This window comes from Microbacterium sp. F51-2R, assembly GCF_052180235.1.
Classification (GTDB): domain Bacteria; phylum Actinomycetota; class Actinomycetes; order Actinomycetales; family Microbacteriaceae; genus Microbacterium.
In genome coordinates, this window is sequence record NZ_CP197470.1 from 2,265,007 (window position 1) to 2,288,823 (window position 23,817).

Annotated in this window: 26 protein-coding genes; 21 read left to right on the plus strand and 5 right to left on the minus strand. The window is 71.3% G+C overall.

Annotated features, from left to right (window positions below; genetic code table 11):
- Positions 1 to 62: 62 nt before the first annotated feature.
- The 12 genes from ACSBPH_RS10065 to ACSBPH_RS10120 all read left to right on the plus strand — a co-directional run bounded on the left by ACSBPH_RS10065 (position 63) and on the right by ACSBPH_RS10120 (position 10,540).
- Positions 63 to 806, plus strand: coding sequence for a phosphoadenylyl-sulfate reductase (locus tag ACSBPH_RS10065; protein WP_442574211.1), 744 nt, complete (start codon positions 63 to 65; stop codon positions 804 to 806).
- Positions 803 to 1,717, plus strand: coding sequence for a sulfate adenylyltransferase subunit CysD (gene cysD / locus ACSBPH_RS10070; RefSeq protein ID WP_442574212.1), 915 nt, complete (start codon positions 803 to 805; stop codon positions 1,715 to 1,717). The genes ACSBPH_RS10065 and cysD overlap by 4 nt, the downstream gene beginning before the upstream one ends.
- Entirely contained in the window at positions 1,717 to 3,111 is a 1,395-nt protein-coding gene (locus ACSBPH_RS10075; protein ID WP_442574213.1) for a sulfate adenylyltransferase subunit 1, read from the plus strand. The genes cysD and ACSBPH_RS10075 overlap by 1 nt, the downstream gene beginning before the upstream one ends.
- A gap of 72 nt (positions 3,112 to 3,183) precedes the next feature.
- On the plus strand, positions 3,184 to 4,269 hold the full coding sequence (locus ACSBPH_RS10080) for an ABC transporter substrate-binding protein (RefSeq protein WP_442574214.1): 1,086 nt from the start codon (positions 3,184 to 3,186) through the stop codon (positions 4,267 to 4,269).
- Between the two features lie 113 nt (positions 4,270 to 4,382).
- Complete coding sequence (locus tag ACSBPH_RS10085; RefSeq protein WP_442577283.1) at positions 4,383 to 5,102, plus strand: ABC transporter ATP-binding protein; 720 nt, start codon at positions 4,383 to 4,385, stop codon at positions 5,100 to 5,102.
- The gene (locus tag ACSBPH_RS10090) at positions 5,092 to 6,015 is read left to right on the plus strand and encodes an ABC transporter permease (protein ID WP_442574215.1); all 924 of its coding nucleotides are present in this window, start codon (positions 5,092 to 5,094) and stop codon (positions 6,013 to 6,015) included. Before ACSBPH_RS10085 ends, ACSBPH_RS10090 begins: the two co-directional genes overlap by 11 nt.
- Positions 6,012 to 6,818, plus strand: a complete 807-nt coding sequence (cobA, locus tag ACSBPH_RS10095) for a uroporphyrinogen-III C-methyltransferase (RefSeq protein ID WP_442574216.1) — start codon at positions 6,012 to 6,014, stop codon at positions 6,816 to 6,818. The genes ACSBPH_RS10090 and cobA overlap by 4 nt, the downstream gene beginning before the upstream one ends.
- 78 nt (positions 6,819 to 6,896) lie before the next feature.
- Positions 6,897 to 8,273 carry an FAD-dependent oxidoreductase gene (locus tag ACSBPH_RS10100; RefSeq protein ID WP_442574217.1) on the plus strand — a complete coding sequence of 459 codons (1,377 nt, stop codon included), beginning with the start codon at positions 6,897 to 6,899 and terminating at the stop codon, positions 8,271 to 8,273.
- The gene (gene fdxA / locus ACSBPH_RS10105; protein ID WP_442574218.1) at positions 8,270 to 8,599 is read left to right on the plus strand and encodes a ferredoxin; all 330 of its coding nucleotides are present in this window, start codon (positions 8,270 to 8,272) and stop codon (positions 8,597 to 8,599) included. The genes ACSBPH_RS10100 and fdxA overlap by 4 nt, the downstream gene beginning before the upstream one ends.
- Entirely contained in the window at positions 8,592 to 9,557 is a 966-nt protein-coding gene (locus ACSBPH_RS10110) for an NAD(P)/FAD-dependent oxidoreductase (protein ID WP_442574219.1), read from the plus strand. Before fdxA ends, ACSBPH_RS10110 begins: the two co-directional genes overlap by 8 nt.
- Before the next feature lie 166 nt (positions 9,558 to 9,723).
- Positions 9,724 to 10,026 (plus strand): hypothetical protein, encoded by a 303-nt coding sequence (locus ACSBPH_RS10115; RefSeq protein ID WP_442574220.1) that lies wholly within the window; start codon positions 9,724 to 9,726, stop codon positions 10,024 to 10,026.
- Positions 9,980 to 10,540, plus strand: coding sequence for a MarR family winged helix-turn-helix transcriptional regulator (locus ACSBPH_RS10120; protein ID WP_442574221.1), 561 nt, complete (start codon positions 9,980 to 9,982; stop codon positions 10,538 to 10,540). Before ACSBPH_RS10115 ends, ACSBPH_RS10120 begins: the two co-directional genes overlap by 47 nt.
- A gap of 46 nt (positions 10,541 to 10,586) precedes the next feature.
- Here ACSBPH_RS10120 and ACSBPH_RS10125 read toward each other — a convergent pair whose 3' ends face one another.
- The 4 genes from ACSBPH_RS10125 to ACSBPH_RS10140 form a co-directional block, all read right to left on the minus strand.
- A complete protein-coding gene (locus ACSBPH_RS10125) occupies positions 10,587 to 11,387 on the minus strand; it encodes an ABC transporter permease (protein WP_442574222.1) in 801 nt (266 codons plus the stop codon).
- Positions 11,388 to 11,396: 9 nt separating this feature from the next.
- Positions 11,397 to 12,320 carry an ABC transporter permease gene (locus tag ACSBPH_RS10130; RefSeq protein WP_442574223.1) on the minus strand — a complete coding sequence of 308 codons (924 nt, stop codon included), beginning with the start codon at positions 12,318 to 12,320 and terminating at the stop codon, positions 11,397 to 11,399.
- Between the two features lie 61 nt (positions 12,321 to 12,381).
- A complete protein-coding gene (locus tag ACSBPH_RS10135) occupies positions 12,382 to 13,563 on the minus strand; it encodes an ABC transporter substrate-binding protein (protein ID WP_442574224.1) in 1,182 nt (393 codons plus the stop codon).
- Between the two features lie 67 nt (positions 13,564 to 13,630).
- On the minus strand, positions 13,631 to 14,665 hold the full coding sequence (locus tag ACSBPH_RS10140) for an ABC transporter ATP-binding protein (RefSeq protein ID WP_442574225.1): 1,035 nt from the start codon (positions 14,663 to 14,665) through the stop codon (positions 13,631 to 13,633).
- Positions 14,666 to 14,801: 136 nt separating this feature from the next.
- Here ACSBPH_RS10140 and ACSBPH_RS10145 point away from each other — a divergent pair, with 136 nt between their 5' ends.
- Together ACSBPH_RS10145 and ACSBPH_RS10150 are read left to right on the plus strand one after the other, a co-directional pair.
- Positions 14,802 to 15,593, plus strand: coding sequence for a FadR/GntR family transcriptional regulator (locus ACSBPH_RS10145; protein ID WP_442574226.1), 792 nt, complete (start codon positions 14,802 to 14,804; stop codon positions 15,591 to 15,593).
- Positions 15,590 to 16,390: a cache domain-containing protein gene (locus tag ACSBPH_RS10150; protein ID WP_442574227.1), complete on the plus strand. Its 801-nt coding sequence runs from the start codon at positions 15,590 to 15,592 to the stop codon at positions 16,388 to 16,390. Before ACSBPH_RS10145 ends, ACSBPH_RS10150 begins: the two co-directional genes overlap by 4 nt.
- Here the strand turns inward: ACSBPH_RS10150 and ACSBPH_RS10155 are convergent, their stop codons facing one another.
- The gene (locus tag ACSBPH_RS10155; protein WP_442574228.1) at positions 16,391 to 17,038 is read right to left on the minus strand and encodes a TetR/AcrR family transcriptional regulator; all 648 of its coding nucleotides are present in this window, start codon (positions 17,036 to 17,038) and stop codon (positions 16,391 to 16,393) included. It lies immediately after the preceding gene.
- A gap of 71 nt (positions 17,039 to 17,109) precedes the next feature.
- Here ACSBPH_RS10155 and ACSBPH_RS10160 point away from each other — a divergent pair, with 71 nt between their 5' ends.
- The 7 genes from ACSBPH_RS10160 to ACSBPH_RS10190 all read left to right on the plus strand — a co-directional run bounded on the left by ACSBPH_RS10160 (position 17,110) and on the right by ACSBPH_RS10190 (position 23,804).
- Positions 17,110 to 17,997, plus strand: coding sequence for an alpha/beta hydrolase (locus ACSBPH_RS10160; RefSeq protein ID WP_442574229.1), 888 nt, complete (start codon positions 17,110 to 17,112; stop codon positions 17,995 to 17,997).
- 177 nt (positions 17,998 to 18,174) lie between these two features.
- Complete coding sequence (locus tag ACSBPH_RS10165) at positions 18,175 to 18,744, plus strand: TasA family protein (RefSeq protein WP_442574230.1); 570 nt, start codon at positions 18,175 to 18,177, stop codon at positions 18,742 to 18,744.
- A gap of 24 nt (positions 18,745 to 18,768) precedes the next feature.
- Positions 18,769 to 19,386, plus strand: coding sequence for a signal peptidase I (locus ACSBPH_RS10170; RefSeq protein WP_442574231.1), 618 nt, complete (start codon positions 18,769 to 18,771; stop codon positions 19,384 to 19,386).
- Positions 19,387 to 19,441: 55 nt separating this feature from the next.
- Positions 19,442 to 19,822, plus strand: coding sequence for a hypothetical protein (locus ACSBPH_RS10175; RefSeq protein WP_442574232.1), 381 nt, complete (start codon positions 19,442 to 19,444; stop codon positions 19,820 to 19,822).
- Positions 19,823 to 19,952: 130 nt separating this feature from the next.
- Positions 19,953 to 21,788 carry an Ig-like domain-containing protein gene (locus tag ACSBPH_RS10180; protein ID WP_442574233.1) on the plus strand — a complete coding sequence of 612 codons (1,836 nt, stop codon included), beginning with the start codon at positions 19,953 to 19,955 and terminating at the stop codon, positions 21,786 to 21,788.
- On the plus strand, positions 21,788 to 22,582 hold the full coding sequence (locus ACSBPH_RS10185; RefSeq protein WP_442574234.1) for a response regulator transcription factor: 795 nt from the start codon (positions 21,788 to 21,790) through the stop codon (positions 22,580 to 22,582). Before ACSBPH_RS10180 ends, ACSBPH_RS10185 begins: the two co-directional genes overlap by 1 nt.
- On the plus strand, positions 22,575 to 23,804 hold the full coding sequence (locus tag ACSBPH_RS10190; RefSeq protein WP_442574235.1) for a sensor histidine kinase: 1,230 nt from the start codon (positions 22,575 to 22,577) through the stop codon (positions 23,802 to 23,804). The genes ACSBPH_RS10185 and ACSBPH_RS10190 overlap by 8 nt, the downstream gene beginning before the upstream one ends.
- The last annotated feature ends 13 nt before the right edge of the window (positions 23,805 to 23,817 follow it).

Genomic DNA, 23,817 nt, shown 5'->3' on the forward strand with positions numbered 1-23,817 from the left:
GCGGGGGCCACCCGGTGTCTCGGCGGCCAGATGGAGGCTCACGGGTCGGGGAGGGGGCGCGCATGACCGTGTCGCTCGCGCCGCGGGTCGCGGTGAAGCGCAGCCGCGAAGAGCTCCGGGCTCTCGCCGAGCGCGGCAACGAGGAGCTCGGCAGCCTGACCGCGCACGAGGCATCCCCCGAAGAGGTCGTCGCGTGGGTCGCCCGCCACTTCTCGACGGATGCCGCGGCCGTCGCATGCTCGATGGCCGACGCCGCGCTGCCGCACCTCGTCGCCGGCTCCCTTCCGGGCGTCGACGTGCTCTTCCTCGACACCGGGTACCACTTCGCCGAGACGCGGTTCACGCGCGACGAGGTCGGCCGCGTGCTCGACGTGCGGATCGTCGACGTGCTCCCCGAGCAGACGGTGGCCGAGCAGGACGCCGAGTTCGGCGCCCAGCTGTTCGCCCGCGACCCGGGCCTGTGCTGCGCGCGGCGCAAGGTCGGGCCGCTGCAGGACGCCCTCGGCGGCTACGAGGTGTGGTTCACGGGCGTGCGCCGCGACGAGGCGCCGACCCGCACGAACACCCCCCTCGTGACGTGGGACGAGCGCAACGGCCTCGTCAAGGTCAACCCCGTCGCCGCCTGGACGTTCGACGACCTGCTCGACTACGCCGGCGCGCACAATGTGCCGGTGAACCTCCTCGTCTCCAACGGCTACCCCTCGATCGGCTGCGAGCCGTGCACCAAGCCCGTCGCACCGGGCGAAGACCCGAGGTCGGGCCGCTGGGCCGGCCTCTCCAAGACGGAATGCGGGCTCCACGTATGACCGGCACGATCGCGCCCACGCGCCTGTCGACCCTCGACCTCCTCGAGGCCGAGGCCATCCACATCATCCGCGAGGTCGTCGCGGAGTTCGAGCGCCCCGTGCTGCTCTTCTCGGGCGGCAAGGACTCCGTCGTCGTGCTGCACCTGGCGACGAAGGCCTTCTGGCCGGGCCGGGTGCCGTTCCCCGTCCTGCACGTCGACACGGGCCACAACTTCCCCGAGGTCCTCGCGTTCCGCGACGAGACCGTCCAGCGCCTCGGCATCCGCCTCGAGGTCGCCCGCGTGCAGGACTACATCGACGACGGCCGCCTGCAGGAGCGCGCCGACGGCACGCGCAACCCGCTGCAGACGCTCCCGCTCCTCGACGCCATCGCCGCGGGCCGGCACGACGCCGTCTTCGGCGGCGCACGCCGCGACGAAGACAAGGCGCGCGCGAAGGAGCGGATCATCTCGCTGCGCGACGAGTTCGGCCAGTGGGACCCCCGCAATCAGCGGCCGGAGCTGTGGAGCCTGTACAACGGCCGCCACACGCCGGGCCAGCACGTGCGGGCCTTCCCCATCTCGAACTGGACCGAGCTCGACGTCTGGCGCTACATCGAGCGCGAGCAGATCGCGCTCCCGCCGCTGTACTTCGCGCACGAGCGCGAGGTGTACGAGCGCGACGGGATGTGGCGCGCCGTCGGCGAGTTCTCGCCGCCGCTCCCCCACGAGCAGACGCAGCTGCGCACGGTGCGCTACCGCACGGTGGGCGACATGAGCTGCACGGGAGCAGTCGAATCGGATGCCTCGGACCTGCCATCCATCGTCTCGGAGGTCGCCCGCACGACCATCACCGAGCGCGGCGCGACGCGAGCCGACGACCGGCTGAGCGAAGCCGCCATGGAGGACCGCAAGAAAGACGGATACTTCTGATGCCGGAGACCATCTCACTCGACCTGTCCTCCGCGGCAGAAGGCAGATTGCCGCTCGGCGCCCCCGCGGAGCGCCGCGGCGGAGCCGAGGCCCTCGAGAGGGGGACGCTGTTCCGCTTCGCGACGGCCGGCTCGGTCGACGACGGCAAGTCGACGCTCGTCGGTCGGCTGCTGCACGACTCCAAGGCGATCCTCGCCGACCAGCTCGAGCAGGTCGCACGCACGTCGGCCGAGCGCGGCTTCGCCCACGGCGCCTTCGACTTCGCCCTGCTGACCGACGGCCTGCGCGCCGAGCGCGAGCAGGGCATCACGATCGATGTGGCGTACCGCTACTTCTCGACGGGGTCGCGCAGCTTCATCCTCGCCGACTGCCCCGGCCACGTGCAGTACACCCGCAACATGGTCACCGGCGCGACGACGGCCGACGCGGTCGTCGTGCTCATCGACGGACGCAAGGGCGTGCTCGAGCAGACCCGCCGGCACCTCGCGGTCGTCGCGCTGCTGCGCGTCCCCCATGTCATCGTCGCGGTCAACAAGATCGACCTCCTCGACTTCGCCGAATCCGCCTTCGCGCGGGTCGCCGACGAGGTGCGCGGCGTCACGACCGAGCTCGGCATCGAGGGCGTCCACGTCATCCCGGTGTCGGCGCTCGAGGGCGACAACATCGTCGACCGTTCCGCGCGCACGCCCTGGTACGAAGGCCCCGCCCTCCTCGAGCTCCTCGAGCAGCTCCCCTCGTCGGACGAGCTCGAGACCGAGCTCGAGCCGTTCCGCCTCCCCGTCCAGGTGGTGCTGCGGCCGCAGGGCGGCCTCTCGCCCGAGCTCGCGGCCGACCCCGCCCTCGCCGAGCGCTACCGCGACTACCGGGCGGTCGCCGGCCGGGTGTCGTCGGGCGCGGTGCGCGTCGGCGACGCCGTCACGGTCTTCCCGAGCGGAGTCGACACGGTCGTCACGGGGATCCAGGTCGCCGGCGTCGACGTCGACGAGGCGCAGGCGCCGCAGTCCGTCGCGCTGCAGCTCGCGCACGACGTCGACGCGGCACGCGGCGCCGTGATCGCGGCATCCGGAACCCTCCCCGAGGCCCGGCGCGAGATCGCGGCGGAGCTCTTCCAGCTCGACGCGCGGCCGCTGCACGCCGGCAGCCGCGTGCTCGTCAAGCACGGCACGACGACGGTGCAGGCGCTCGTCGCCTCGATCGACGCACGCCGCGACCTCGACTCGCTCGCGCACGAGCCGGCCGACTCCCTCGCGACCAACGACATCGGGCACGCGACCCTGCGCCTCGCGACCGACCTCCCGCTCGAGCCGTACGGCCTCAACCGATCGAGCGGCTCGTTCCTCGTCATCCATCCGTCCGACGGCGCGACCCTCGCCGCCGGCATCGTGCGGGACTGACCCGCGTCAGCCCGCATCCCGCCCCACCCGCACCACCCACCCACCGAAACGCCGACGAAGGAGGCGACAACCGTGAACAGAAACCGCACCGCGACGACGATCACCATCCTGGGGCTCCTCGCGATGGGCATGGCCGGCTGCGCCTCGGGCGCGAGCTCGGCCGCCGAGGGGGCACCTGCCGCCGACGGCGCCTCGGTGAGCGAGCTGCGGCTCGGCTACTTCGCCAACGTGACCCACGCCCCCGCTCTCGTCGGCCTGCAGGAGGGCATCTTCGACGACGACCTCGGCGACGTCGAGGTCACGACGCAGGTGTTCAACGCGGGTCCCGCCGCGATCGAGGCCCTGACCGCGGGCGCGATCGACGCGACCTACATCGGGCCCAACCCCTCGATCAACACGTTCATCCAGTCCGGCGGCGCGTCTGCGCGCATCATCGCGGGCGCGGCGACCGGAGGCGCGGCACTCGTCGTCGCCGACGGCATCGACAGCCCGAAAGACCTGAAGGGAACGACGCTCGCCTCGCCGCAGCTCGGCAACACGCAGGACGTGGCGCTGCGCGTCTGGCTCGCCGACGAGGGCTTCACGACCGACACCTCCGGCGGCGGTGACGTCTCGGTCACCCCGACCGAGAACGCGCAGACCCTGACGCTCTTCCAGCAGGGTGCGATCCAGGGCGCGTGGCTGCCCGAGCCGTGGGTCTCGCGCCTGGTGGTGGATGCCGGGGCCCACGTGCTCCAGGACGAAGCCGATCTCTGGACCGACGGGGAGTTCCCGACGACCGTGCTGCTCGTGCGGGCCGACTTCCTGAAAGCGCACCCCGACGTCGTGGAGGACCTCCTGAAGGCCCACGTCGACTCGGTGCAGTGGATCGCGGACCACCCCGACCAGGTCGCCGACGTCGTCAACGCGCAGCTCGAGAAAGACACCGGCAAAGGCCTGTCCGACGCCGTCATCGACCGGGCGCTCCAGCACGTGAGCTTCTCCGTCGACCCGCACGCCGACACGTTCGAGACGCTCGTCGAGAACGGGCTGCAGGCCGGCACGCAGAAGAAGGGCTCGATCGACGGCCTCTTCGACCTCCGTCTGCTCAACGGCATCCTCGAGGGCGAAGGGGCCGACACCGTCTCGGCCGCGGGCCTGGGTGAGGACACCCCGTGACGACTCCCCTCGACAGGGTCGCGTCCCCGCGCATCGCGGCCGACCTCGGCCCGAGCTTCGACGGCGTCGCGCCCGTCCCCGCTCCCGCGCCGCCCGCGCCGCCAGCCGTCCGCATCGACCACGTCTCGAAGCGGTTCGGCTCCGGGCCCGTCGTCCTCGACGACGTCTCGCTCGACATCGCGCCGGGCGAGTTCGTCTGCCTCCTCGGCGCCTCCGGCTGCGGCAAGTCGACGCTCCTCAACCTCATCGCGGGCCTCGAGCAGCCGACCCTCGGCGAGATCCGCACCCCCGACGGCGGCTCGGCGGTGATGTTCCAGGAGTCCGCGCTCATGCCGTGGCTCACGGCGCGTCGCAACGTCGAGCTCGCGCTGCGCCTGCGCGGCGTGCCCCGGGCCGAGCGACGCGAGAAGGCGCTCGCACTGCTCGACACCGTGAATCTGGCGGATGCCGCGGAGAAGCGTCCGCACGAGCTCTCGGGCGGCATGCGCCAGCGCGTCGCGCTCGCCCGCGCCCTCGCCCAGGACCGGCCCGTCCTCCTGATGGACGAGCCCTTCGCCGCGCTCGATGCGATCACGCGCGACCTCCTCCACGAGGAGCTGGAGCGGGTATGGCGCGCGACCGGCCGCACCATCGTCTTCGTGACGCACAACGTGCGCGAGGCCGCGCGGCTGGGCCAGCGCGTCGTGCTGCTCGGCAGCCGGCCCGGACGCGTCGTCGAGGAGTGGCGCATCGCCAAGACGAAGGGGCGCCGCATCGAGTCGCCCGAGGTCGCGGCGCTCTCGGTCGAGATCACCGAGAAGCTCCGGAAGGAGATCCGGCGCAATGCTGTCTGAGACATCCGTTCCCGCACGCGCGGGGGGCGAGGCATCCGTCCCGCCCGGCGACGACCTCCGCAGCCTCTCCGCAGGCCTGGACAATCTGCAGACCGCGGCCGGAACCGAGCAGGGCCGCTGGCGGCGCTTCGTCGCGAGCGTCGTGCCGCCGATCGTGTTCGTCGTGCTCCTCATCCTCGCGTGGCAGCTCTTCGTCGTCATCGCGCAGCCGCGACCCGACATCGTGCCGAGCCCCATCGACGTGTGGAACGCGATGGGCGACGCGTGGGCCTCGGGCCGGCTGCAGCTCGCCGTGACCACGAGCCTCGAGCGCGGCGTGGTCGGCTTCCTCATCGCGATCGTCGTCGGCACGCCCATCGGGCTGCTCCTGGCCGAGGTGCGGCCCATCCGCCGCGCCGTCGGGCCGATCATCTCGGGACTCCAGGTGCTCCCCTCGGTCGCGTGGGTTCCCGCCGCCATCATCTGGTTCGGCCTGTCGGATGCGACCGTCTACTTCGTCATCCTCATGGGCGCGATCCCCTCGATCGTGAACGGCCTCATCGCCGGAGTCGACCAGGTGCCGCCGCAGCTGCGCCGCGTCGGCACGGTGCTCGGCGCCTCGCGCTGGCAGCTCGCCACCGCCGTCATCATGCCCGCCGCGCTCCCCGGCTACGTCGCGGGGCTCAAGCAGGGCTGGGCGTTCTCGTGGCGATCGCTCATGGCGGCCGAGATCATCGCGGTCGGCGGGACGATCGGCTTCGGCCTCGGGTCGATGCTGCAGCAGTCGCGCGAGCTCGCCGACCTCGCGAGCGTCCTCGCGACGATCATCCTCATCCTCGCGATCGGGATCCTCATCGAACTCGTCTTCTTCGGCCCCATCGAGCGCCGACTCCTCGCGCGCCGCGGACTCCTCGTGACAGGAGGCTCACGATGACGCTTGATCAGGCGCAGGACGGCGGCGGCAAGGTCTGGCTCGTCGGGGCGGGGCCGGGCGATGCCGGGCTCCTCACCGTCCGGGGGCTCCGGGCGCTGGAGCGGGCCGACGTCATCGTCGCCGACCGCCTCGGCGCCCGCGCCGTGCTCGACGGTCTCGCCGCCGACGGGGTGGAGCTGCGGGCCGAAGTCGTCGACGTCGGAAAGCTCCCCGGGCATCACGCCGTGCCGCAGGACGCCATCAACGCCCTCCTCGTGCAGCTCGCCCGAGAAGGCCGGGAGGTCGTCCGCCTCAAGGGCGGCGATCCCTACATCTTCGGGCGGGGCGGCGAGGAGCTCGCCTTCTGCCGCGAGGCCGGCGTCGAGGTGGAGGTCGTCTCGGGCGTCACGAGCGCGATCTCGGTGCCCGCCATCGCGGGGATCCCGCTCACGCATCGCGGGCTCGCGACCGCCTTCACGGTCGTGACCGGTCACGACCAGATCCGCGCACTCGGCGGCGGCCGCGACCACACCGTCGTGCTCCTGATGGGGGTCGGCACGCTCGCGCACGCCGCCATGACGCTCGCCGTCGGCGAGCGCGGGGCGCAGTGCCCCGTCGCGATCATCGAAGACGGCTTCGGCGCCGGGCAGCGGGTCACTGTCGGCACGCTCGCCACGATCGCAGGCCAAGCCGCCGAACGCGGCGTGCGCTCCCCCGCCGTCGTCGTGGTCGGCGACGTCGTGACTCTCAGCCCCTACGCACCCGCCGAGCTCGCGGCATCCGTCACCCCCTCCGAGCCCCTCCTCGAACGTCCCCCTCGCTGAGGTGCCGCGTTCGCCGCCCCGCCCCGCGAGGCGGCGTGCCGTGCCACCAACCCGCTCTCCACCGAAAGGCCATCACCCATGACCTCTCCCCTCTCTCTCCGCGTCGCGATCGTCGGCGCCGGCCCCGCGGGCATCTATGCCGGCAACATCCTCACCAACGCGGTGCAGGATGCCGGGGGCACGGCGACGATCGACCTGTTCGAGTCGCTCCCCTCGCCCTACGGCCTCATCCGCTACGGCGTCGCGCCCGATCACCCCCGCATCAAGGGCATCGTCAACTCGCTGCACGAGATGCTCGACGCCGGCACCACCCGCTTCATCGGCAACGTGGAGATCGGCCGCGACCTCGACCTCGAGGAGCTGCACGAGCGCTACGACGCCGTCATCCTCGCGACCGGGGCGATCCGCGACGCCGCCCTCGACATCCCCGGCATCGACCTGCCGGGCTCCTACGGCGCCGCGGACTTCGTCGCCTGGTACGACGGACACCCCGACGTCCCGCGCGAGTGGCCGCTCGACCAGCGCGAGGTCGCCGTCATCGGCAACGGCAACGTCGCGCTCGATGTCGCCCGCGTGCTGGCAAAGCACGCCGTCGACCTCCGGCCGACCGAGATCGCCGACAACGTGCTCGCGGGGCTCGAGGCATCCGCCGTCACCGACGTGCACGTCTTCGGCCGCCGCGGACCCGCCGACATCAAGTTCACGCCGATCGAGCTGCGCGAGCTCGGCGAGGTGCCCGACGTCGACATCGTCGTGCACGACGAGGACTTCCACGACGCCGACCCGGCGAAGGCGCCGAACAATCAGCTGAAGGTCATGCTGCGGATCCTCAACGGGTGGCGCGGCCGCCAGTCCACCGGAGCGACGCGCCGGCTGCACCTGCACTTCTACCACTCGCCGGTCGAGGTGCTCGGCGAGGAGCGGGTCGCGGGCGTGCGGTTCGAGCGCACCGAGCCCGTCGGCGACGGCCGCGTGCGCGGCACGGGTGAGTTCCGCGAGATCGCGGTGCAGCAGGTCTACCGCGCGGTCGGGTACTACGGCTCGCCCGTCGTCGGCGCCCCGTTCGACGAGAGGGCGGGCGTCGTGACGAACGTCGAAGGCCGCGTCGTCGACGAGTCGGGCCGGCCGGTGCCGGGCCTGTACGCGACCGGCTGGATCAAGCGCGGTCCCGTCGGTCTCATCGGGCACACGAAGTCCGACGCGATGGAGACGATCGCCCATCTCGTGACGGATGCCGAGGCCGGCGCCCTGCGCGCGCCCCGCGTCGACGACGACATCCTGCAGCTCCTCGACGAGCGCGAGGTGGAGTACACGACATGGGACGGCTGGCTCGCCCTCGATGAGCACGAGCGCCTCCTCGGTGAGACCCACCTCCACACGCGCGAGCGGGTCAAGGTCGTGCCCCGCGAGGAGCAGGTGGAGATCTCCCGCGCCGGCAGCCTCACGCTGTCATGACGTACGTCATCGCGCTCCCGTGCGTCGACGTCAAGGACCGCGCATGCATCGACGAATGCCCCGTCGACTGCATCTACGAGGGTGAGCGAAGCCTCTACATCCATCCCGACGAATGCGTCGACTGCGGCGCGTGCGAGCCCGTGTGCCCCGTCGAGGCGATCTACTACGAAGACGATCTGCCCGACGAGTGGCAGGACTACTACAAGGCCAACGTCGAGTTCTTCGACGACATCGGCTCGCCCGGCGGCGCCGCCAAGACCGGCGTCTTCGCGAAGGATCACGCCGTCATCGCGGCGCTGCCTCCCCAGGCAGGCGGCCATGACTGAGCCGGTGGCGCTCCCCTCGGCCGAGGTCGACGTCGTCATCATCGGCGGCGGCCCCGCGGGGCTCTCGGCGGCCCTCAACCTCGGCCGTGCCCGCGCGTCGGTCATCGTCATCGACGCCGGGCGGCCGCGCAACGCCGCGACGCTACGCTCGCACGGCTTCCTCACCCGCGACGGCGTGCCGCCGCTCGAGCTGCGCAAGCTCGCGCGCGCCGAGCTCGCCGCCTACCCCGACGTGCGCGTGCTCGAGCGCACCGTCGCGACGGCGCTCATCCGGACGGCGGATGCCGCGACCGGCCTCCGCTTCATCGTCGCCCTGCAGGGGCGTTCGCCGGGCACTCCGCCCGCCGTCGCCGCGCGCGCCGTGATCGTCGCGACGGGCCTGCGCGAGACGCTCCCCGAGATCCCGAGCCTGCGCGCCTATTACGGCATGAGCCTCTTCAGCTGTGCCGCGTGCGACGCGTGGGAGCTGCAGGACCGCCCTCTCGCCCTCATCGGCGAGACCCCCGACCTCGCCGCCCGCGCGCGGCTCATCGCGCGCTGGACCGACAGGCTCACCGTCTTCACGAACGGCGCCGACGTCGTCGACACCGTCGAAGAGGCCGAGCTCGCGGCATCCGGGATCCTCGTCGAGAGGCGCGGCATCGACGACCTCGAGGGCGACCGCGGCACGGTCAGGGCCGTTCGCCTCGCCGACGGCACGACGATCCCGATCGACGGCGGCTTCGTGCGGCCGCGGTGGCACCCCGCGCTCGATTTCCTCTCGACCGTCGACGCCGACCGCGACGACGAGGGGCACCTCGTGGTCGACGGCTCCGGCCGCACATCGGTGGAGGGTCTGTACGCGGCGGGGGATGCCGCGGCCCCCGGTCCGCAGCAGCTCATCGTCGCCGCGGGTCAGGGTGCGCGGGCCGCGGCCGTGCTCGTGCACGACTCCGTCGGCGTGCAGACCGCGCACTGATGGACCAGCCCCCTCACCTCGGTCGCCCCGGTGACCCCGGACACGGCCCGTCACAGCGGCCGAGCACACGGCTGGAAGGTTGTCAACCTCACTGCGCGTACATCTCGGCTGATGTGTAATTCCATGTACGTCACACCATGTGGCGGCTATGCTGAGGGGCTGAAACATGACGTTGATCGACGACGGCGCAGCGCACCTGCGTCTCGAGGTGGGCGAAGTCCAGGCATCCTGGCACGAGGTCGACGAAGGCTTCTGGGTCGCGAACACGGACGGCGCGTTCCTCGGGACGATCGAGCTGATCGGGTCGGGCCGATACTTCGCCCGCGACGCGACACGATCGTACGTGGGCGAGTATCCGACGCTGGATCTTGCGCAGGCGGCGGTCGGCGCCGCTGCCGGTGAGAGCGTCCGGGGAGGATTCCATGCCTCAGAGCGTCGTACGTCGCGAGGGCGAGCGTCTCTACGCTGACCCGCCCCGAACGCCCGAGGGGCGTCGCCTGAGTGAGGCGATCCTCCATCTGCGGCGGGCCGAGCGGGTGCAGGCCGAGCGCGCACAGCGCGCCTCCGGCCTCTCGAATGTCGACCTGACCGCGCTCCGCTACCTCGTGCAGGGGTACCGCGACGGACGCGACCTCAGCCCCAAAGACGTCATCGTGATGCTCGAGACCTCGAGCGCGACCGTCACCAACGTGGTCGAGCGACTCGTGCAGCGCGGCTTCGTCACCCGCGTCCAGCACCCGCGCGACCGCCGGGCCCACTTCCTCGTGCCGACGCCGGAGGCGATCCGCCGCGTCGACGCCTCCCTCGCCCCGCACCACGCCGCCGTGGCCGCAGCGATCGACTCCCTCTCCCCCGCCGAGGCCGACACGGCCGCGTCCGTCGTCCTGCGCATCGCGGCGGCGCTCGACGCGCTCGCCGCCTCTCCGTCCCTGAGGCCGCCTCCCACGGCGGAGACTGCCGCGGAGGCCGCTGCCGCCCCGTAGGCCGCTTCCGCCCATAAGCCGCTTCAGCCACAGCGCGGCGGCGCGCTCAGCGCCGGGACTGCTCGGACTGCGAGAGGCGCTGCGCGATGTAGATCGGCACGATCGACACCACGACCATCACGACGGCGATGACCGAGACGATCGGCGCTTGGTTGGGTCGGAACATGTTGTTGAGGATGAAGATCGGCAGCGTCGTGACCCCCGACCCCGCCGTGAAGGTCGTCACGATGATCTCGTCGAAGCTGAGCGCGAAGGCGAGCAATCCGCCGGCGAGGAGCGCCGAGCGCAGCTGCGGGAAGGTCACGAGGCGGAACGTCGTCCAGACTCCCGCGCCGAGGTCGGCGGAGGCCTCCTCGAGACTCGTCCCCATGCGCCGCAGGCGCGCGATGGTGTTGTTGAAGACCGTCACGATGCAGAAGGTCGCGTGGGCGATCACGACCGTCCAGATCGACAGCGGGATGCCCATGATCGTGCGGAAGAAGTTGTTGAGCGCGATGCCCGTGATGATCCCGGGGAGGGCGATCGGCAGGATGACGAGCAGGTTGACGGCGCTGCGGCCGAAGAAGTCGAACCGCTGCAGCGCGAGCGAGAGCAGCGTGCCCAGCACGAGGGAGATCAGCGTCGCGACGGTCGCGACCTGCACGCTGGTGAGAACGGCCGACATCGCGCCCTGGCTCTGGAACGCCTTGACCCACCACTCGAACGTGAACCCCGGGGGCGGCCACGTGAGAGACGTCGATGTCGAGAAGGAGTTCACGAGCACGACGAACAGCGGCACGTAGACGATCACGAGGATCAGCGCCGTGACGATCGCGAGCGTGACGCGCGCGGACTTTCCGAGTCGCACCGTCGTCTCCTAGAGGTTGTCGAGGGCGCCCGTGCGGCGCACGAGAGCGAGGTAGCCGAAGATGATGACGATCGGGATGAGCGCGATCGCGGCCGCGAGAGGCAGGTTGTTGGCCGCGCCGACGTTCGTGTAGACGAGGTTTCCGAGCATCTGCGTCGCCCCGCCCACGATGTTCACCGTGATGTAGTCGCCGAGGGTGAGCGAGAAGCTGAAGATGGTACCCGCGATGATCGCGGGCATCGCGAGCGGCAGCACGACGTGCCGCACGGTCGTCCAGCTCTTCCCGCCGAGGTCTGCCGATGCCTCGAGCAGCGAATCGGGCACGCGCTCCATGCCGGCGTAGATCGGCAGGATGACGTAGGGGAGCCACAGGTACGAGAGCGTGATGACGGTCGCGGTGAGCCCGTAGCCCGGCGTGTGCAGGCCGAGCGGTGCGAGCAGCCACTCGAGGATGCCGTCCTGCGAGAGCACGGAGCGCCAGGCGTACGCCTTGACGAGGTAGCTCGCCCACAGCGGCATGAGCACGGCGATGACGAGCAGCCGCTGCACGCGGGGCGTGGCGACCTTGGCCATGAAGAAGGCGATCGGGAGCGCGACGACGACGTCGATGACGGTGACGGCGAGCGCGATCCCCAGGGTGCGGAGGGTGACCGTCTGGTACAGCGAGCCCGTGAGGACCGTCACGATGTTGTCGAGCGTCCAGTCCGTGACGATCTCGCCCGTGAACGAGTCGACCGTCCAGAACGCCGTGACCAGCAGCAGGACGAGCGCGACGATGTAGACGAGCACGAGCCAGAACAGCGGCGCCGTCAGCAGCAGGGCGAGCCGCGCGCGCGGGTGCCCGCTCAGCCACGCCGATCCGCGCCGGGCGGGCGTCGTGGCGGGAGGCGGCACGACCCGCCGCGGCTCGGGCGGGGCCATCGTGTCAGTCATCGGTCTCCTCGGAGGTGCCGGGGGCGGCGGGCGCCGCCCCCGGCGGATCGGCTCGAGCGGGTCAGCCCTTGATCTGGGCCCAGGACTCGGTCCAGGTGGCGTAGTCGACGCACTTCACGTCGGTCCGGCCGTCGACGCACTTCTGGATCGGGGTCGTCCAGTACCAGATCTTCGACGCGTAGTCGGCGTCACCGGCGTGGTAGGCCTCGCAGTCGTCGCGGTAGTCGCACGCCGCCTGGCTCGACGGGGCCTCGCCGAAGTAGGCCGTCGCCTGCGCGTTGACCTCGGGGCTCGCGATCCAGTCCAGCCACGCGTAGGCGCAGTTGGGGCTCTTCGCCTTCGACGCGATCATCCACGTGTCCGACCAGCCCGTGGCTCCCTCGTCCGGCAGCACGACGGCGGTCTTCGCGCCCTCGGCCTCGAGGCTGTTCTGGATGACCTGCCACGTCGTCCCGACGACGGAGTCGCCCGTCTCGAACGACTGGATCTCCTTGAGGTAGTCCGACCAGTACTCGCCGATGTGCTCGCGCTGCTTCGTGAGCAGGTCGACGGCCGCCTGGAACTGCTTCTCGTCCAGCGCGTAGGGGTTCTTGATCCCGAGGTCGGGCTGGTGCGCCATGAGGTACACGGCGGCATCGGCGATGTAGATCGGCGAGTCGTACGCCGTGACCTTGCCCGAGTGCGCGCTCGCGTCGTCGAAGACGGCGCTCCACGAGGTCGGCGCGGGCGTGACGGCATCCGTGTTGTACAGGAGGAGGTTGGCGCCGTAGCCGTGGGGAACCCCGTACGACTGCCCGTCGACCGAGTTCCACTCCTTCTCCTTGAGGAAGTCGTAGACCCCGGCGTAGCTCGGGATGAGATCGGTGTTGACCGGGGCGACGTCTCCCGCCGCGATGAGTCGCAGGGTCGCGTCGCCCGATGCGGCGACCACGTCGTAGTCGCCCGTCTTCATGAGGTTCACGGCCTCGTCGGAGGTGCCGTAGCTCTTGGACGTGACCGTGCAGCCGGTCTTGTCCTCGAAGCCCGACACCCAGTCGACGCTCGGGTCGTTGCTGCCGTCCTCGACGTACCCGGGCCACGCCAGGATCGAGACCTGTCCCTCCATGTCGCCGAGCTTCTCGGCCTCCGCCGACGGCGCACTCCCGCCGCCGCCGGCGGTGCCGCAGCCGGACAGGACGGCGATCGCCCCGATCGCCAGCGCGGCGCCGACGGTCGCCCGCGCGCCGCGTGTCTTGTGCATCATGTTGTGCTTCCTCTCGGGTGCTTCTGCTGTGTGTGTCCGGGGCGATCGCCCGCGGTCTCGGGCCGGCTCACTCGCCGGGCGGAAGAAGGGGAACGACGTCGGACTCGTGCCAGACCACGTGCACGCGGTCGCCGCGTTCGTCGTCGGCGAGCCGGCTGCGGTCGTTGCGCTCGAGGACGGTCACGCGCATCCCGGCGTCCAGATCGATGACGCGACGGATGCCGCTGCCGACGTAGATGGATTCGACGAGCGTGCCGGGAGCCGACCTCTCCCCCTCGCCGGTCGCCGGCTGCGCGGCGAGGGTCAGCTTCTCGGGGCGGATCGAGTGCTCTCCCGATCGGCCCATCAGCGTGGACGAGCGCTCCGGGTCGAACAGGTTCGACGTTCCGACGAAGTCGGCGACGAACCGCGATGCGGGTCGCTCGTACAGCTCCCACGGCGTGCCCAGCTGCTCGATCCGGCCGTCGTGGAAGACGGCGATGCGGTCGGAGAGGGTCAGCGCCTCCTCCTGATCGTGCGTCACGAAGATGAAGGTGATGCCGAGGTCACGCTGGATCTGCTTGAGCTCCACCTGCATCTGCTCGCGGAGCTTGAGGTCGAGGGCGCCCAGCGGCTCGTCGAGGAGCAGCACCTTGGGCTGCACGACCGTAGCGCGGGCGAGGGCGACCCGCTGGCGCTGACCGCCCGAGAGCTGCGCCGGCCGGCGCGCTGCGAACTGCCCGAGACGGACCGCCTCGAGCGCCTTCATCGCGCGATCGCGGCGTTCGGCGCGCGAGATGCCGCGCACGCGCAGACCGTACGCGACGTTGTCGAGCACGCTCATGTGCGGGAAGAGGGCGTAGTCCTGGAAGACCGTGTTGACGTCGCGGTCGAACGGCGCCTTCTTCGTCACGTCCTGGCCGAACAGCTCGATCGAGCCCGCGGTCGGCTGCTCGAACCCCGCGATGAGCCGCAGCACCGTGGTCTTGCCCGATCCCGACGGTCCGAGCATCGAGAAGAACTCGCCGGCGGCGATCTCGAGGTCGACGTGGTCGACGGCCGTGACGGTGCCGAACTGCTTCGTCAGCCCCGTGAGACGGATGGCGGGGTGCTGCTCGCTCATGGACGATCTCCTTCGATGGTCGATCGAAATTTAATCATATGGATCCATATGTCATGGAGAGGGCGAGCGTGTTACGGTCGTGTCACGGTCGGCGGGCACGAGCTCCCGGCCCCGCCCGCGACCCGGGAGAGCTTCGATGCCCCACGCCACGGGACGAGTCGACGCCGCGAGAGCCGTCGTCTTCGCGCCGCTGGACGGCGCGGGAAGAGCGGAGCTCGTCGAGCAGCGCCTGACCGACGCCATCGTGAGCGGAGTACTCCGCGACGGCGAGCGCCTCCCCAGCGAATCCGAGCTCTCTCGCAGTCTCGGCGTCGCGCTCGTCACGGCGCGCGAGGCCCTCGAGGGCATGCGCGACAAGGGCCTCGTGCGCACGCGCCGCGGCCGCGACGGCGGAAGCTTCGTGACGTTCGACCGCGACTCAGCAGGACGGATGCTGGAGGCCAGGCTCGGCGAGCACTCCCGCATCGAGCTGCGAGACCTCGCGCTCCACGTCGGTGCCATCGCGGGCACGGCGGCGGAGGTCGCCGCCGGACGATCGAGCGACGACGACCTCGAGAGCCTCCGCACGATCGCGGAGCACGCCGATCTCACGACGGCCGGCGGAGCACGGCGAGCCGTCAGCAGATTCCAGCTCGAGGTGGCCGCGATCAGTCAGTCGCCACGGCTCGTCCGCGAAGAGATTCGCCTGCAGGCCGAGGCCGGCCCCCTCCTCTGGCTGTGCCTGCGCGAGCAGGAGTACCGTGAGCGCAGCGCGCACGCGCGCGAGCAGGTCATCGCGGCGATCCGCGATGTGCGACCCGAGACCGCGCGCGAAGCGACCATCACCCACATCACGAGCGCCTTCGAATGGCTGGTGCACGAGCGGCTCGAGCTCGACGCGGCCGGCAGGGACGAGGCATCCCGAACCCCCGAGGACGGATCCGCATGAGCACAGTGGCGACGCATCGCGGCGTCGCGATCGCGGCCCGGGTCGCCGAGACGATCGACGGCGTGTTCGCGACGATCGACGGGTGGCGCGACCTCGTAGAGAGAAGGCTCGCCGAGGGGCTCGCCCTCACGGCCGATGCCATCGATCCGGTCGTCGAATCGTTCGCCATGCCCGCGCTCGCAGCCGACACCCTCATCACCGGGTCGGGTTTCGTCGCGGCGCCGGGAGTGCTGACGGATGCCGAGTGGCACCTCGCGTGGTGGCTCCGGGGTGCGGGCGGACCGACCCGGCTCGCGACGATCGACGATCCGTCCGACGAGCAGTTCCGCGATTACACGGCCCTGGAGTGGTGGCGCGTGCCGGTGCGCAGCGGCGTCCGGCACCTCACCGGGCCCTATGTCGACTACGTCTGCACCGACGACTACACCGTCACGATCACGACGCCCGTGCGCGTCGGCGAGGCGATCGTCGGGATCGTCGGCGCCGATGCCCTCGTCGACCGTCTGGAGCGCGAGCTCCTCCCGGTGCTCCGGGCAGGCAGCCGCGACACGGCGCTCGTCAACGCGTCGGGGCGCGTCGTGACGGCGACCGACGCGGGCAGGGAGCCCGGGTCGATCCTCCGGCTCGACGGTCTCGGCGAAGCCCTCGCCGCGACCCGCGAAGTGCGCTCGAGTCAGGAGACTCCGGCAGGCCCGCCGCGGGCGGAAGAGCCGGCCACGGGCGGCGTCGTCACGCTTCCCGGGGGCGCGGCCGTCGTGACGTGCGGCGACACGTCGCTCTCGCTCGTCATCCAGTGATCATGCGAGCGACTGCAGATCCTCGGCCTTCGCGCCGACCTGAAGCAGACGCTCGCGCATCGCGGCCGCGGCGATCTCGTACGGCGCATCCTCGCCCGTGAGGAGCGAGCGGGCGTTGGCCTCGTTGTCGAGGGCGATGAGCTCGAAGGCGAGGCGGCGGACGGTCGCGGCATCCGCCCGGATCTGGCCGGCCTCGGCCGCGAACCGCACCTGCGCCTCGAGATAGCCGTACCAGTCGCGCAGCCAGCCCCGCACGGCGTCGCGCACCGGGCCCGGCTTGGAGTCCATGTCGGCGGCGGTCGCGGCGAAGAAGCAGCCGCCCGTGAAGACGCGGTCGCGCGAGTAGTCCAGCGCGCTGCGCAGCAGCTTCGCGAGACGCGCGATGCCGCGCGGCAGCTCGCGGGCGGGATCGACGACGGCCTCGCGGAAGATGTCGGCCGCGGCCTGCACCGCGGCCAGCTGCAGCCCCTCCTTGCCGCCGAAGAGCGTCGCGATGCTGCTCTTGCTCATACCCGACGACTCGGCCAGGCGCCCGATCGTGAGGCCGTCGAGACCCTCCACCGAGGCGAGGTCGGTCGCACTCTCGAGGATGACGCGGCGCGAGGCATCCCCTCGGGCGCGGCGGCGGTCGATCGCGGTGTCGGACACCCCTCTAGTGTACGAACGATCGTTCGTATAATCTACGAACGATCGTTCGTACATCTTGAAGGAGGTCAGTCATGTCGCCGACGCAGACCCGCGCCCTCTTCCGCTCCGCGAGCCGCCTCTCCCCCGCTCTCGCCGGTTCGCTCGCCCTGCGCGCGTTCTTCCAGACCCAGCCGCGACTGCCGCTGCGCGGGACGGATGCCGCGACCCACGCCGCGGCCGTGCGCGAGAGCGTCCGGGTCGGCGGCAAAGACGTCGTGACCTACCGTTGGGGCCGCGGCGACGACACCGTGCTCCTCGTCCACGGCTGGCGGGGGCGCGCGTCGCAGTTCGCGCCGCTCGTGCGCGAGCTCACCGCCGAGGGTTTCCACGTCGTCGCCTTCGACGCACCCGCGCATGGCGAGTCGGCGGTCGCGCGCACCGACATCCGCGACTGGATCGGCGCCATCGAGGCGCTCCAGCAGCGGCACGGCCGCTTCCCCCTCATCGTCGGGCACTCGTTCGGCGGACTCGCGGCTCTCACTGCCGTCCGGTGGGGCACGACGGCGGGTCGGGTCGCGACGATCGCGAGCGCGGGCACGCCGCAGGTCTTCCTCGACCAGTTCTCGATGATGCTCGACTTGAACGCCCGCGCGAGGGCCTCGTTCGAAGAGCGGTTCTTCGCGAAGTTCGGCGAGGACGCGGCATCCATGCGACTCCGCTACGACGCCGTCGCGAACCCGCTGCCGCCCGCCGTCGAGCTGCTCGCACTCCATGATGCGAGCGACCGGCAGGTGCCGCAGACGGCGAGCGCCGACGTCGTCGCCGCGCACGGCGGGCGCGCACGGCTCGTGCGCACGCACGGCCTCGGGCACAACCGCATCCTCGCCGACGATGCGACCCTCGACGCCGTGACGGCCTTCGCAGCCGGCGGGCTCCCACACCTCGACGCTCTGCGGGCGGAGGTCGAGACGCGCGACTGACCGCGCCTCCCCGTCGAAGGGGTGTCAGCGGGGCCGCCGACACGCGCCCGTTGCACTGCCCGAAATCTGTGTCCCAGCCCTGGTGCGGGTGTGGCCGGGCTGTGGGATTCCCGTTGCCGACGCCTCCGTAGCGTCATACCTGTCGATGTAAACCCCGTCAGAACAGGAATCAGCTCCATGAGCACCACCGCCACCCAGACCCCGGCCGGCAAGGCCGTCCGCTCTCGCAAGCGCGTCCTCGTCCCCCTCGCCGGTCTGCTCATCGCCTCGGCGATCGCGGTCGGCTCGGGCGCCGACTTCGTCGCGAACTCGGTCAACAGCGCGAACGCCTTCACCACCGGCACGCTGCAGCAGACCAACTCCCGCGCAGGCACCTACATCTTCAACCTCGCCGACCTGAAGCCGGGCGACACGCTCACCGGCAAGGTCACCATCACGAACTCCGGCTCGCTTCCCGCGAACATCAAGCTGAGCGAGAACGCCGTCAACGGTTTCACGACGAAGTCGAACCTCACGCTCACGATCACCGCGGCCGGGTCGGCGACCCCCGTCTGGTCGGGCACCTTCGGCGCGCTCACGGGCGCCGCGGCCGTCGACCTCGGCACCTTCGCCAAGGGCGAGGCTCGCGAGTACACCTTCAGCCTGACGCTCGCCCAGGCCGCCGGCAACGACGAGCAGGGTAAGACCGCGACCGCGACCTACACGTGGAACTCCACGCAGCTGGCCGCCACCACGACCAACCAGTAATCCGGACCTGGGGAGGAGGACGACATGAGCGCTTCGAAGACACTCAAGGCAGTGGGGAACACGGCCGTCATCATCGCGGCCGTCGTGGCCTGCGTCGTCGCGGCGCTCATGTTCGTCCCCGGTCTCCTCGGCTACGACCGCTACGTCATCACGGGCGGGTCGATGTCGGGCACCTTCGAGCGAGGATCCCTCGTGTTCGAACGCCAGGTGCCCGTCGAAGACCTGAACGTGGGTGACGTGATCACCTACCTTCCGCCTGCCGAGTCCGGGATCTCCGAACTCGTCACGCACCGCGTCATCTCCATCACGCCGAACCCCGACGTGAGCGGCGGACTCGTCTTCAAGACGAAGGGCGACGCGAACGCGAGCGCCGACCCATGGACCTTCACCCTCGCCGACACCGTCCAGCCGCGTGTTCTGGGGTGGATCCCCCTCGTGGGCTGGATCTTCATCGCCCTGTCGGCCCCCGGCATCCGGATGCTCGCCATCGGGATCCCCGCCGCGGTCATCGCCCTGCTCTTCCTCCTGGACTTCGTCCGCGGCCTCCGCCGCCGCGACGAGAAGGTCTTCGACGCCGAGGACGCGCCCGCGCTCGTGCCGGTGGAGCGCCCTTCGTTCGCTCTGCACGCCCCCGCCCGCTGAGCCCGCGCTCGCGCGGACCCCCGTGCGCATGATCCACGACCCGACGGAGAAACCCATGGCCCCCGCTCGTGCAGCCGGCCCCCGCCGCCCCCTCGCGTGGGCGGCCGCGGTCGTCCTGGTGGCCGTCTCGCTGCTGCACCTCGTCGCGGCATCCGTCGGCGATCCGCTCCACAGCCCGATCGCCCTCGTGTGGGCCGCGCTCGGCGTCGTCGGCCTTCTCACGACCGCCCGCTTCGTCACGGCGCAGTGCTTCGAATCGCGCCTCGGCATGATCTTCGTCGGGTCTGCGACCCTCGTCGCGCTGGTGCTGCTGCACACCGTGGGCGCGCCGGGCGCCGCCCGCGCGGCCTGGACGCTGCGCGACCTCCTCCTCCTCGCCCTCTCGGCCGCGCTCGTCGCCTCGTGGCGCATCACGGCACGGTCGCCCCGGGTCTGACCCGCGCCCCGCCGCCGGCCGTCGCCCCCTCGCTCGCTGATTGTTGCTCTCGCGAGTAACCCCTGTGGCACGGCTGTAACCACCCCCCGCGTAGCGTCGGAATCACCACGCTCCACCCGAAGGAATCCGGATGATCCCCGCCGCACTGCGCAACGCGGTGCTCGGCGTGCTCGCCGTCGTCTTCGTCCTCGCGACGACCGCCTTCGCCCCCGGCTTCTCGTCCGCGGCCTACACGGCCCAGACCGTCAACGCCTCGAGCAGCGTCGCCGCCGCCGCCGACTGGACGCCGCCCACCGTCGCCGTGCAGCAGCCCGCCGGCACCCTCCGCGACGTCGTCACGATCACCGCGACCGCGTCCGACGCCGAGACCGGCATCGCGCAGGTGGTCATCTCGGCGCAGGCGGCCGGCGCCACGACGTGGACGACCCTCTGCACCGACACGACAGCACCGTACAGCTGCACGTGGGACACCCGCCTCGTCGCCGACGGCTCGTACGGCCTCCGCGCCGTCGCGACCGACAAGGCCGGCTACTCGACGACGTCGGCGCTCGCCGCTGCGACCGTCGGCAACACGATCGGCGTCGTGCTCGCCTCCCCGGGTGACTTCGCCGTCGGCTCCGTCGTCCTGTCGACCACCCTGCAGAACACCGGCGCGGGCCCTTACGCCGTTCGTGTCGAGTACGCCCTCGCCGGCACCACCACCTGGACCTCGATCACGGGGTGCACGAACCTCGCCGCTCCCTACAGCTGCCCGTGGGACACCACCGCGAAGGCGTTCACGAACGGCGAGTCGTACGACCTCCGCTCGGCCGTGACCTACAACGGCACCACGACGTACTCGAGCGTCGTCACCGACGTGATGGTCGACAACAGCGCGCCCACGACCTCGATGGTCGACCCCGGCTCGCCGCTCAGCGGCACGGTGACCCTCACGGCCAACGCGACCGACTCACAGTCGGGGGTCGCACGGGTGCTCATCCAGTACGCGCCGAACGGCACGTCGAACTGGACGACCGCGTGCACCGTGACGCTTCCTCCGTACACGTGCCGCTTCGACACGACGGGTCTCCCCACCGGCGGCTACCTCTTCCGCTCGGTGGCGACGGATGCCTCGGGCCAGACCGCGACGTCGGCTGCCACGACTGCGCGCACGATCGACAACACGGTCGCCTCGGTCGCCATGGAAGACCCGGGCGCCTACCTCACCGGCACCGCGACCCTCACGGCGACGGCCAACTCGACCGCGGGCGTCGCGAGCGTCGCGATCCAGTACGCGCCGAACGGCACGAACACCTGGACGACCGTGTGCACGCCGACCACCGCTCCCTTCAGCTGCGCGTGGAACACCAAGACCGTGGCAGACGGGCTCTACGACTTCCGCGCGATCCTGACCGACAAGACCGGTGTGCAGAAGACGTCGGCCGTGCTGTCGTCGCGGAGCATCGACAACCGCCCCGTGCGCGGTATCGACGTGCAGACCGCCAACGGCACCGGCACGGCCGGCCGCCTCGACTCGGGCGACACGATCTCCTTCACCTACAGCACGCGGATGAACCCCGCCAGCCTCTCGGCGGGCTGGGACGGTTCGGCCACCGCGGTGACCCTCCGCGTCCGCGACGGGGCGCTGATCGGAGCCACGAGCGGCGACGCCCTCGACATCCTTCGCAGCGGCGCCGCAGTGAACCTCGGCTCGGTCGACCTCCGCGGCGACTACGTCAAGACGAAGAAGACCTCGCAGTGGAACGCGACCATGACCGCCACGACCGTCACGGTCAACGGCCTCCCCGTCACCGTCGTGCAGGTCGTGGTCGGGACGCTGAGCACCGGCGGGGCCCTGCGCACCGTCGCGACGACAGCCGGCGCGAACATGATCTGGACGCCGTCCAGCCTCGCCACCGACCTCGGCGGCACCACCTCATCGATCGCCCCCGTCACTGAGACGGGCGGCCTGGACAGGGAGTTCTAGTGGTCGCACCCGGCACCCATGACACCCCCGACACCCCCGTCGGGGGTGTCGCCGTTCCCGCCGACGACCTCGATAGCATCGATGTCGTGGGGCAGCACATCCTGGTCGTCGAGGACGACGACGGCATCGCGCTCCCCCTCGTCCGCACGCTCACCCGCGAGGGCTACGACGTGCAGCGCGTCGCGGAAGGCGCGACCGCCGTCGAGCGGATCCTCTCCGAGAGCCCCGCCCTCGTTGTGCTCGACCTCGGCCTCCCCGACATGGACGGGCTCGACGTCTGCCGTCGCGTCCGCGACGAGGGCTTCGAGGGCGGCATCGTCATCCTGACGGCTCGCGACGGCGAGCTCGACCGCGTCGTGGGGCTGGATGTCGGGGCCGACGACTACATCGCGAAGCCCTTCGCCCTGGCCGAGCTGCTCGCCCGCCTCCGCGCCCTCCTGCGTCGCAGCGCCGCGAAGGCAGCGGCGCCGCAGACCGCGCCGGCCGCGGCATCCGGAACCCCCCTCACCGTCGACACCGACGCGCGACGCGCCCTCGCCGGCGACCGCGAGATCCAGCTGAGCACGAAGGAGTTCGACCTGCTCGCCAACCTCGATCGGCAGCGCGGCACCGTCGTCACGCGCGAGCGCGTCATGGACGAGGTGTGGGACGAGAACTGGTTCGGCTCGACCAAGACGCTCGACGTGACCATCGCCCGCCTCCGTCAGAAGCTCGAGGAGTCCGGCGCCGACGTGCGGATCACGACGATCCGCGGCATCGGCTTCCGCCTCGACGACGGGGCGGCGGATGCGTGAACGCCTCATCATCGCGTTCGTGGCGATGGCGGTGGGCATCATCGCCCTCTACGGCATCCCGCGCGCGTACATCGTCGCCGATCTGATCCAGACGAACGAAGACCGCCGCGTCGTGCGCGCGGCCGACTTCCTGTCGGTGCTCGTCGCCGAGCGCGAGGCGCACGCGGATGTGACCGAGGAGTTCCTCGGCACCGTGCTGCACCCGGGCGAGCACGTCACCTACGTCGCCGCCGACGGCACGAGCGTCGAAGCGGGCGACCCGAGGACACCGGAAGACCCCTCCGCGACGACCGACGTCCCGGGCGGGGGCACCGTGGAGTTCAGCCGGTCGGCCGCGCTCATCTCGGAGCGCGTGCAAGACGCGGTCATGCCGGTCGTGATCCTCGGCATCGTGCTCATGTTCCTGTCGGCGATCATCGCCGTGCTGCTGGCGAGGCGGCTGTCGGCGCCCTTCCTGAAGCTCGCGGGTCTCGCGCGCAAGGTCGGCGACGGCTCGATCGAAGACGAGGCGACGATCGCACGGATGCCGGAGGCCCGCGCCATCGAGGAGGCCCTGCGCGCGAGCGCGAAGACCCTCCAAGAGCGCATCCGCCGCGAGCACGAGTTCGCCGCCAACGCCTCGCACCAGCTGCGCACGCCCATCACGGCGCTGCGGCTCGAGCTCGAAGACGTCTCGCTCTGGCCCGAGACGGCGCCGGAGGTGCGTGAGCAGCTCGAACACGCCGTCCGCGAGATCGACCGGCTGTCGGATGCCATCGCGCACCTCCTCGCCCTCGCACGCGGCGGCACGCCCGGCGCCGACGACTGGACGGCGCTCGGCCCGATGCTCACGCAGGCCGGCGACCGCTGGCAGACCCAGGCGACGGAGCGCGGTCGTGAGATCCGCGTCGAGACCGACGGCGTCGCGACGACGAGCGTGCCGGCGCCGTCGAATCAGATCCTCGACGTGCTCATCCACAACGCGCTGCAGCACGGTCGCGGCCTCGTCACGGTCTCGGGCTCGCGCGCGAACGGCTACGTCACGGTGCGCGTCGGCGACGAAGGCACCCGTCCGAGCGGCAACGCGATCTTCCAGCGCACGCCGGGCAAGAGCACGAACGGCGGCGAGGGCATCGGCCTCGCCCTCTCGGCAGAGCTCGCCGAGGCCCTCGGCGGCCATCTCCTCCTCGAGTCGACGCCGACGACGCGGTTCTCGCTCATCCTTCCGCAGAAGGACGCCTGAGCCGCTCGCTCGG

Coding starts and splice junctions, on each gene's coding strand:
- ACSBPH_RS10115 (WP_442574220.1), top strand. CDS start 9,724: ATGACGTTGATCGACGACGGCGCAGCGCACCTGCGTCTCGAGGTGGGC.
- ACSBPH_RS10180 (WP_442574233.1), top strand. CDS start 19,953: ATGATCCCCGCCGCACTGCGCAACGCGGTGCTCGGCGTGCTCGCCGTC.
- cysD (WP_442574212.1), top strand. CDS start 803: ATGACCGGCACGATCGCGCCCACGCGCCTGTCGACCCTCGACCTCCTC.
- ACSBPH_RS10120 (WP_442574221.1), top strand. CDS start 9,980: ATGCCTCAGAGCGTCGTACGTCGCGAGGGCGAGCGTCTCTACGCTGAC.
- ACSBPH_RS10130 (WP_442574223.1), bottom strand. CDS start 12,320: ATGACTGACACGATGGCCCCGCCCGAGCCGCGGCGGGTCGTGCCGCCT.
- ACSBPH_RS10135 (WP_442574224.1), bottom strand. CDS start 13,563: ATGATGCACAAGACACGCGGCGCGCGGGCGACCGTCGGCGCCGCGCTG.
- ACSBPH_RS10100 (WP_442574217.1), top strand. CDS start 6,897: ATGACCTCTCCCCTCTCTCTCCGCGTCGCGATCGTCGGCGCCGGCCCC.
- ACSBPH_RS10170 (WP_442574231.1), top strand. CDS start 18,769: ATGAGCGCTTCGAAGACACTCAAGGCAGTGGGGAACACGGCCGTCATC.
- ACSBPH_RS10075 (WP_442574213.1), top strand. CDS start 1,717: ATGCCGGAGACCATCTCACTCGACCTGTCCTCCGCGGCAGAAGGCAGA.
- ACSBPH_RS10140 (WP_442574225.1), bottom strand. CDS start 14,665: ATGAGCGAGCAGCACCCCGCCATCCGTCTCACGGGGCTGACGAAGCAG.
- ACSBPH_RS10160 (WP_442574229.1), top strand. CDS start 17,110: ATGTCGCCGACGCAGACCCGCGCCCTCTTCCGCTCCGCGAGCCGCCTC.
- ACSBPH_RS10190 (WP_442574235.1), top strand. CDS start 22,575: ATGCGTGAACGCCTCATCATCGCGTTCGTGGCGATGGCGGTGGGCATC.
- cobA (WP_442574216.1), top strand. CDS start 6,012: ATGACGCTTGATCAGGCGCAGGACGGCGGCGGCAAGGTCTGGCTCGTC.
- ACSBPH_RS10175 (WP_442574232.1), top strand. CDS start 19,442: ATGGCCCCCGCTCGTGCAGCCGGCCCCCGCCGCCCCCTCGCGTGGGCG.
- ACSBPH_RS10150 (WP_442574227.1), top strand. CDS start 15,590: ATGAGCACAGTGGCGACGCATCGCGGCGTCGCGATCGCGGCCCGGGTC.
- ACSBPH_RS10090 (WP_442574215.1), top strand. CDS start 5,092: ATGCTGTCTGAGACATCCGTTCCCGCACGCGCGGGGGGCGAGGCATCC.
- ACSBPH_RS10065 (WP_442574211.1), top strand. CDS start 63: ATGACCGTGTCGCTCGCGCCGCGGGTCGCGGTGAAGCGCAGCCGCGAA.
- ACSBPH_RS10165 (WP_442574230.1), top strand. CDS start 18,175: ATGAGCACCACCGCCACCCAGACCCCGGCCGGCAAGGCCGTCCGCTCT.
- ACSBPH_RS10110 (WP_442574219.1), top strand. CDS start 8,592: ATGACTGAGCCGGTGGCGCTCCCCTCGGCCGAGGTCGACGTCGTCATC.
- ACSBPH_RS10145 (WP_442574226.1), top strand. CDS start 14,802: ATGCCCCACGCCACGGGACGAGTCGACGCCGCGAGAGCCGTCGTCTTC.
- fdxA (WP_442574218.1), top strand. CDS start 8,270: ATGACGTACGTCATCGCGCTCCCGTGCGTCGACGTCAAGGACCGCGCA.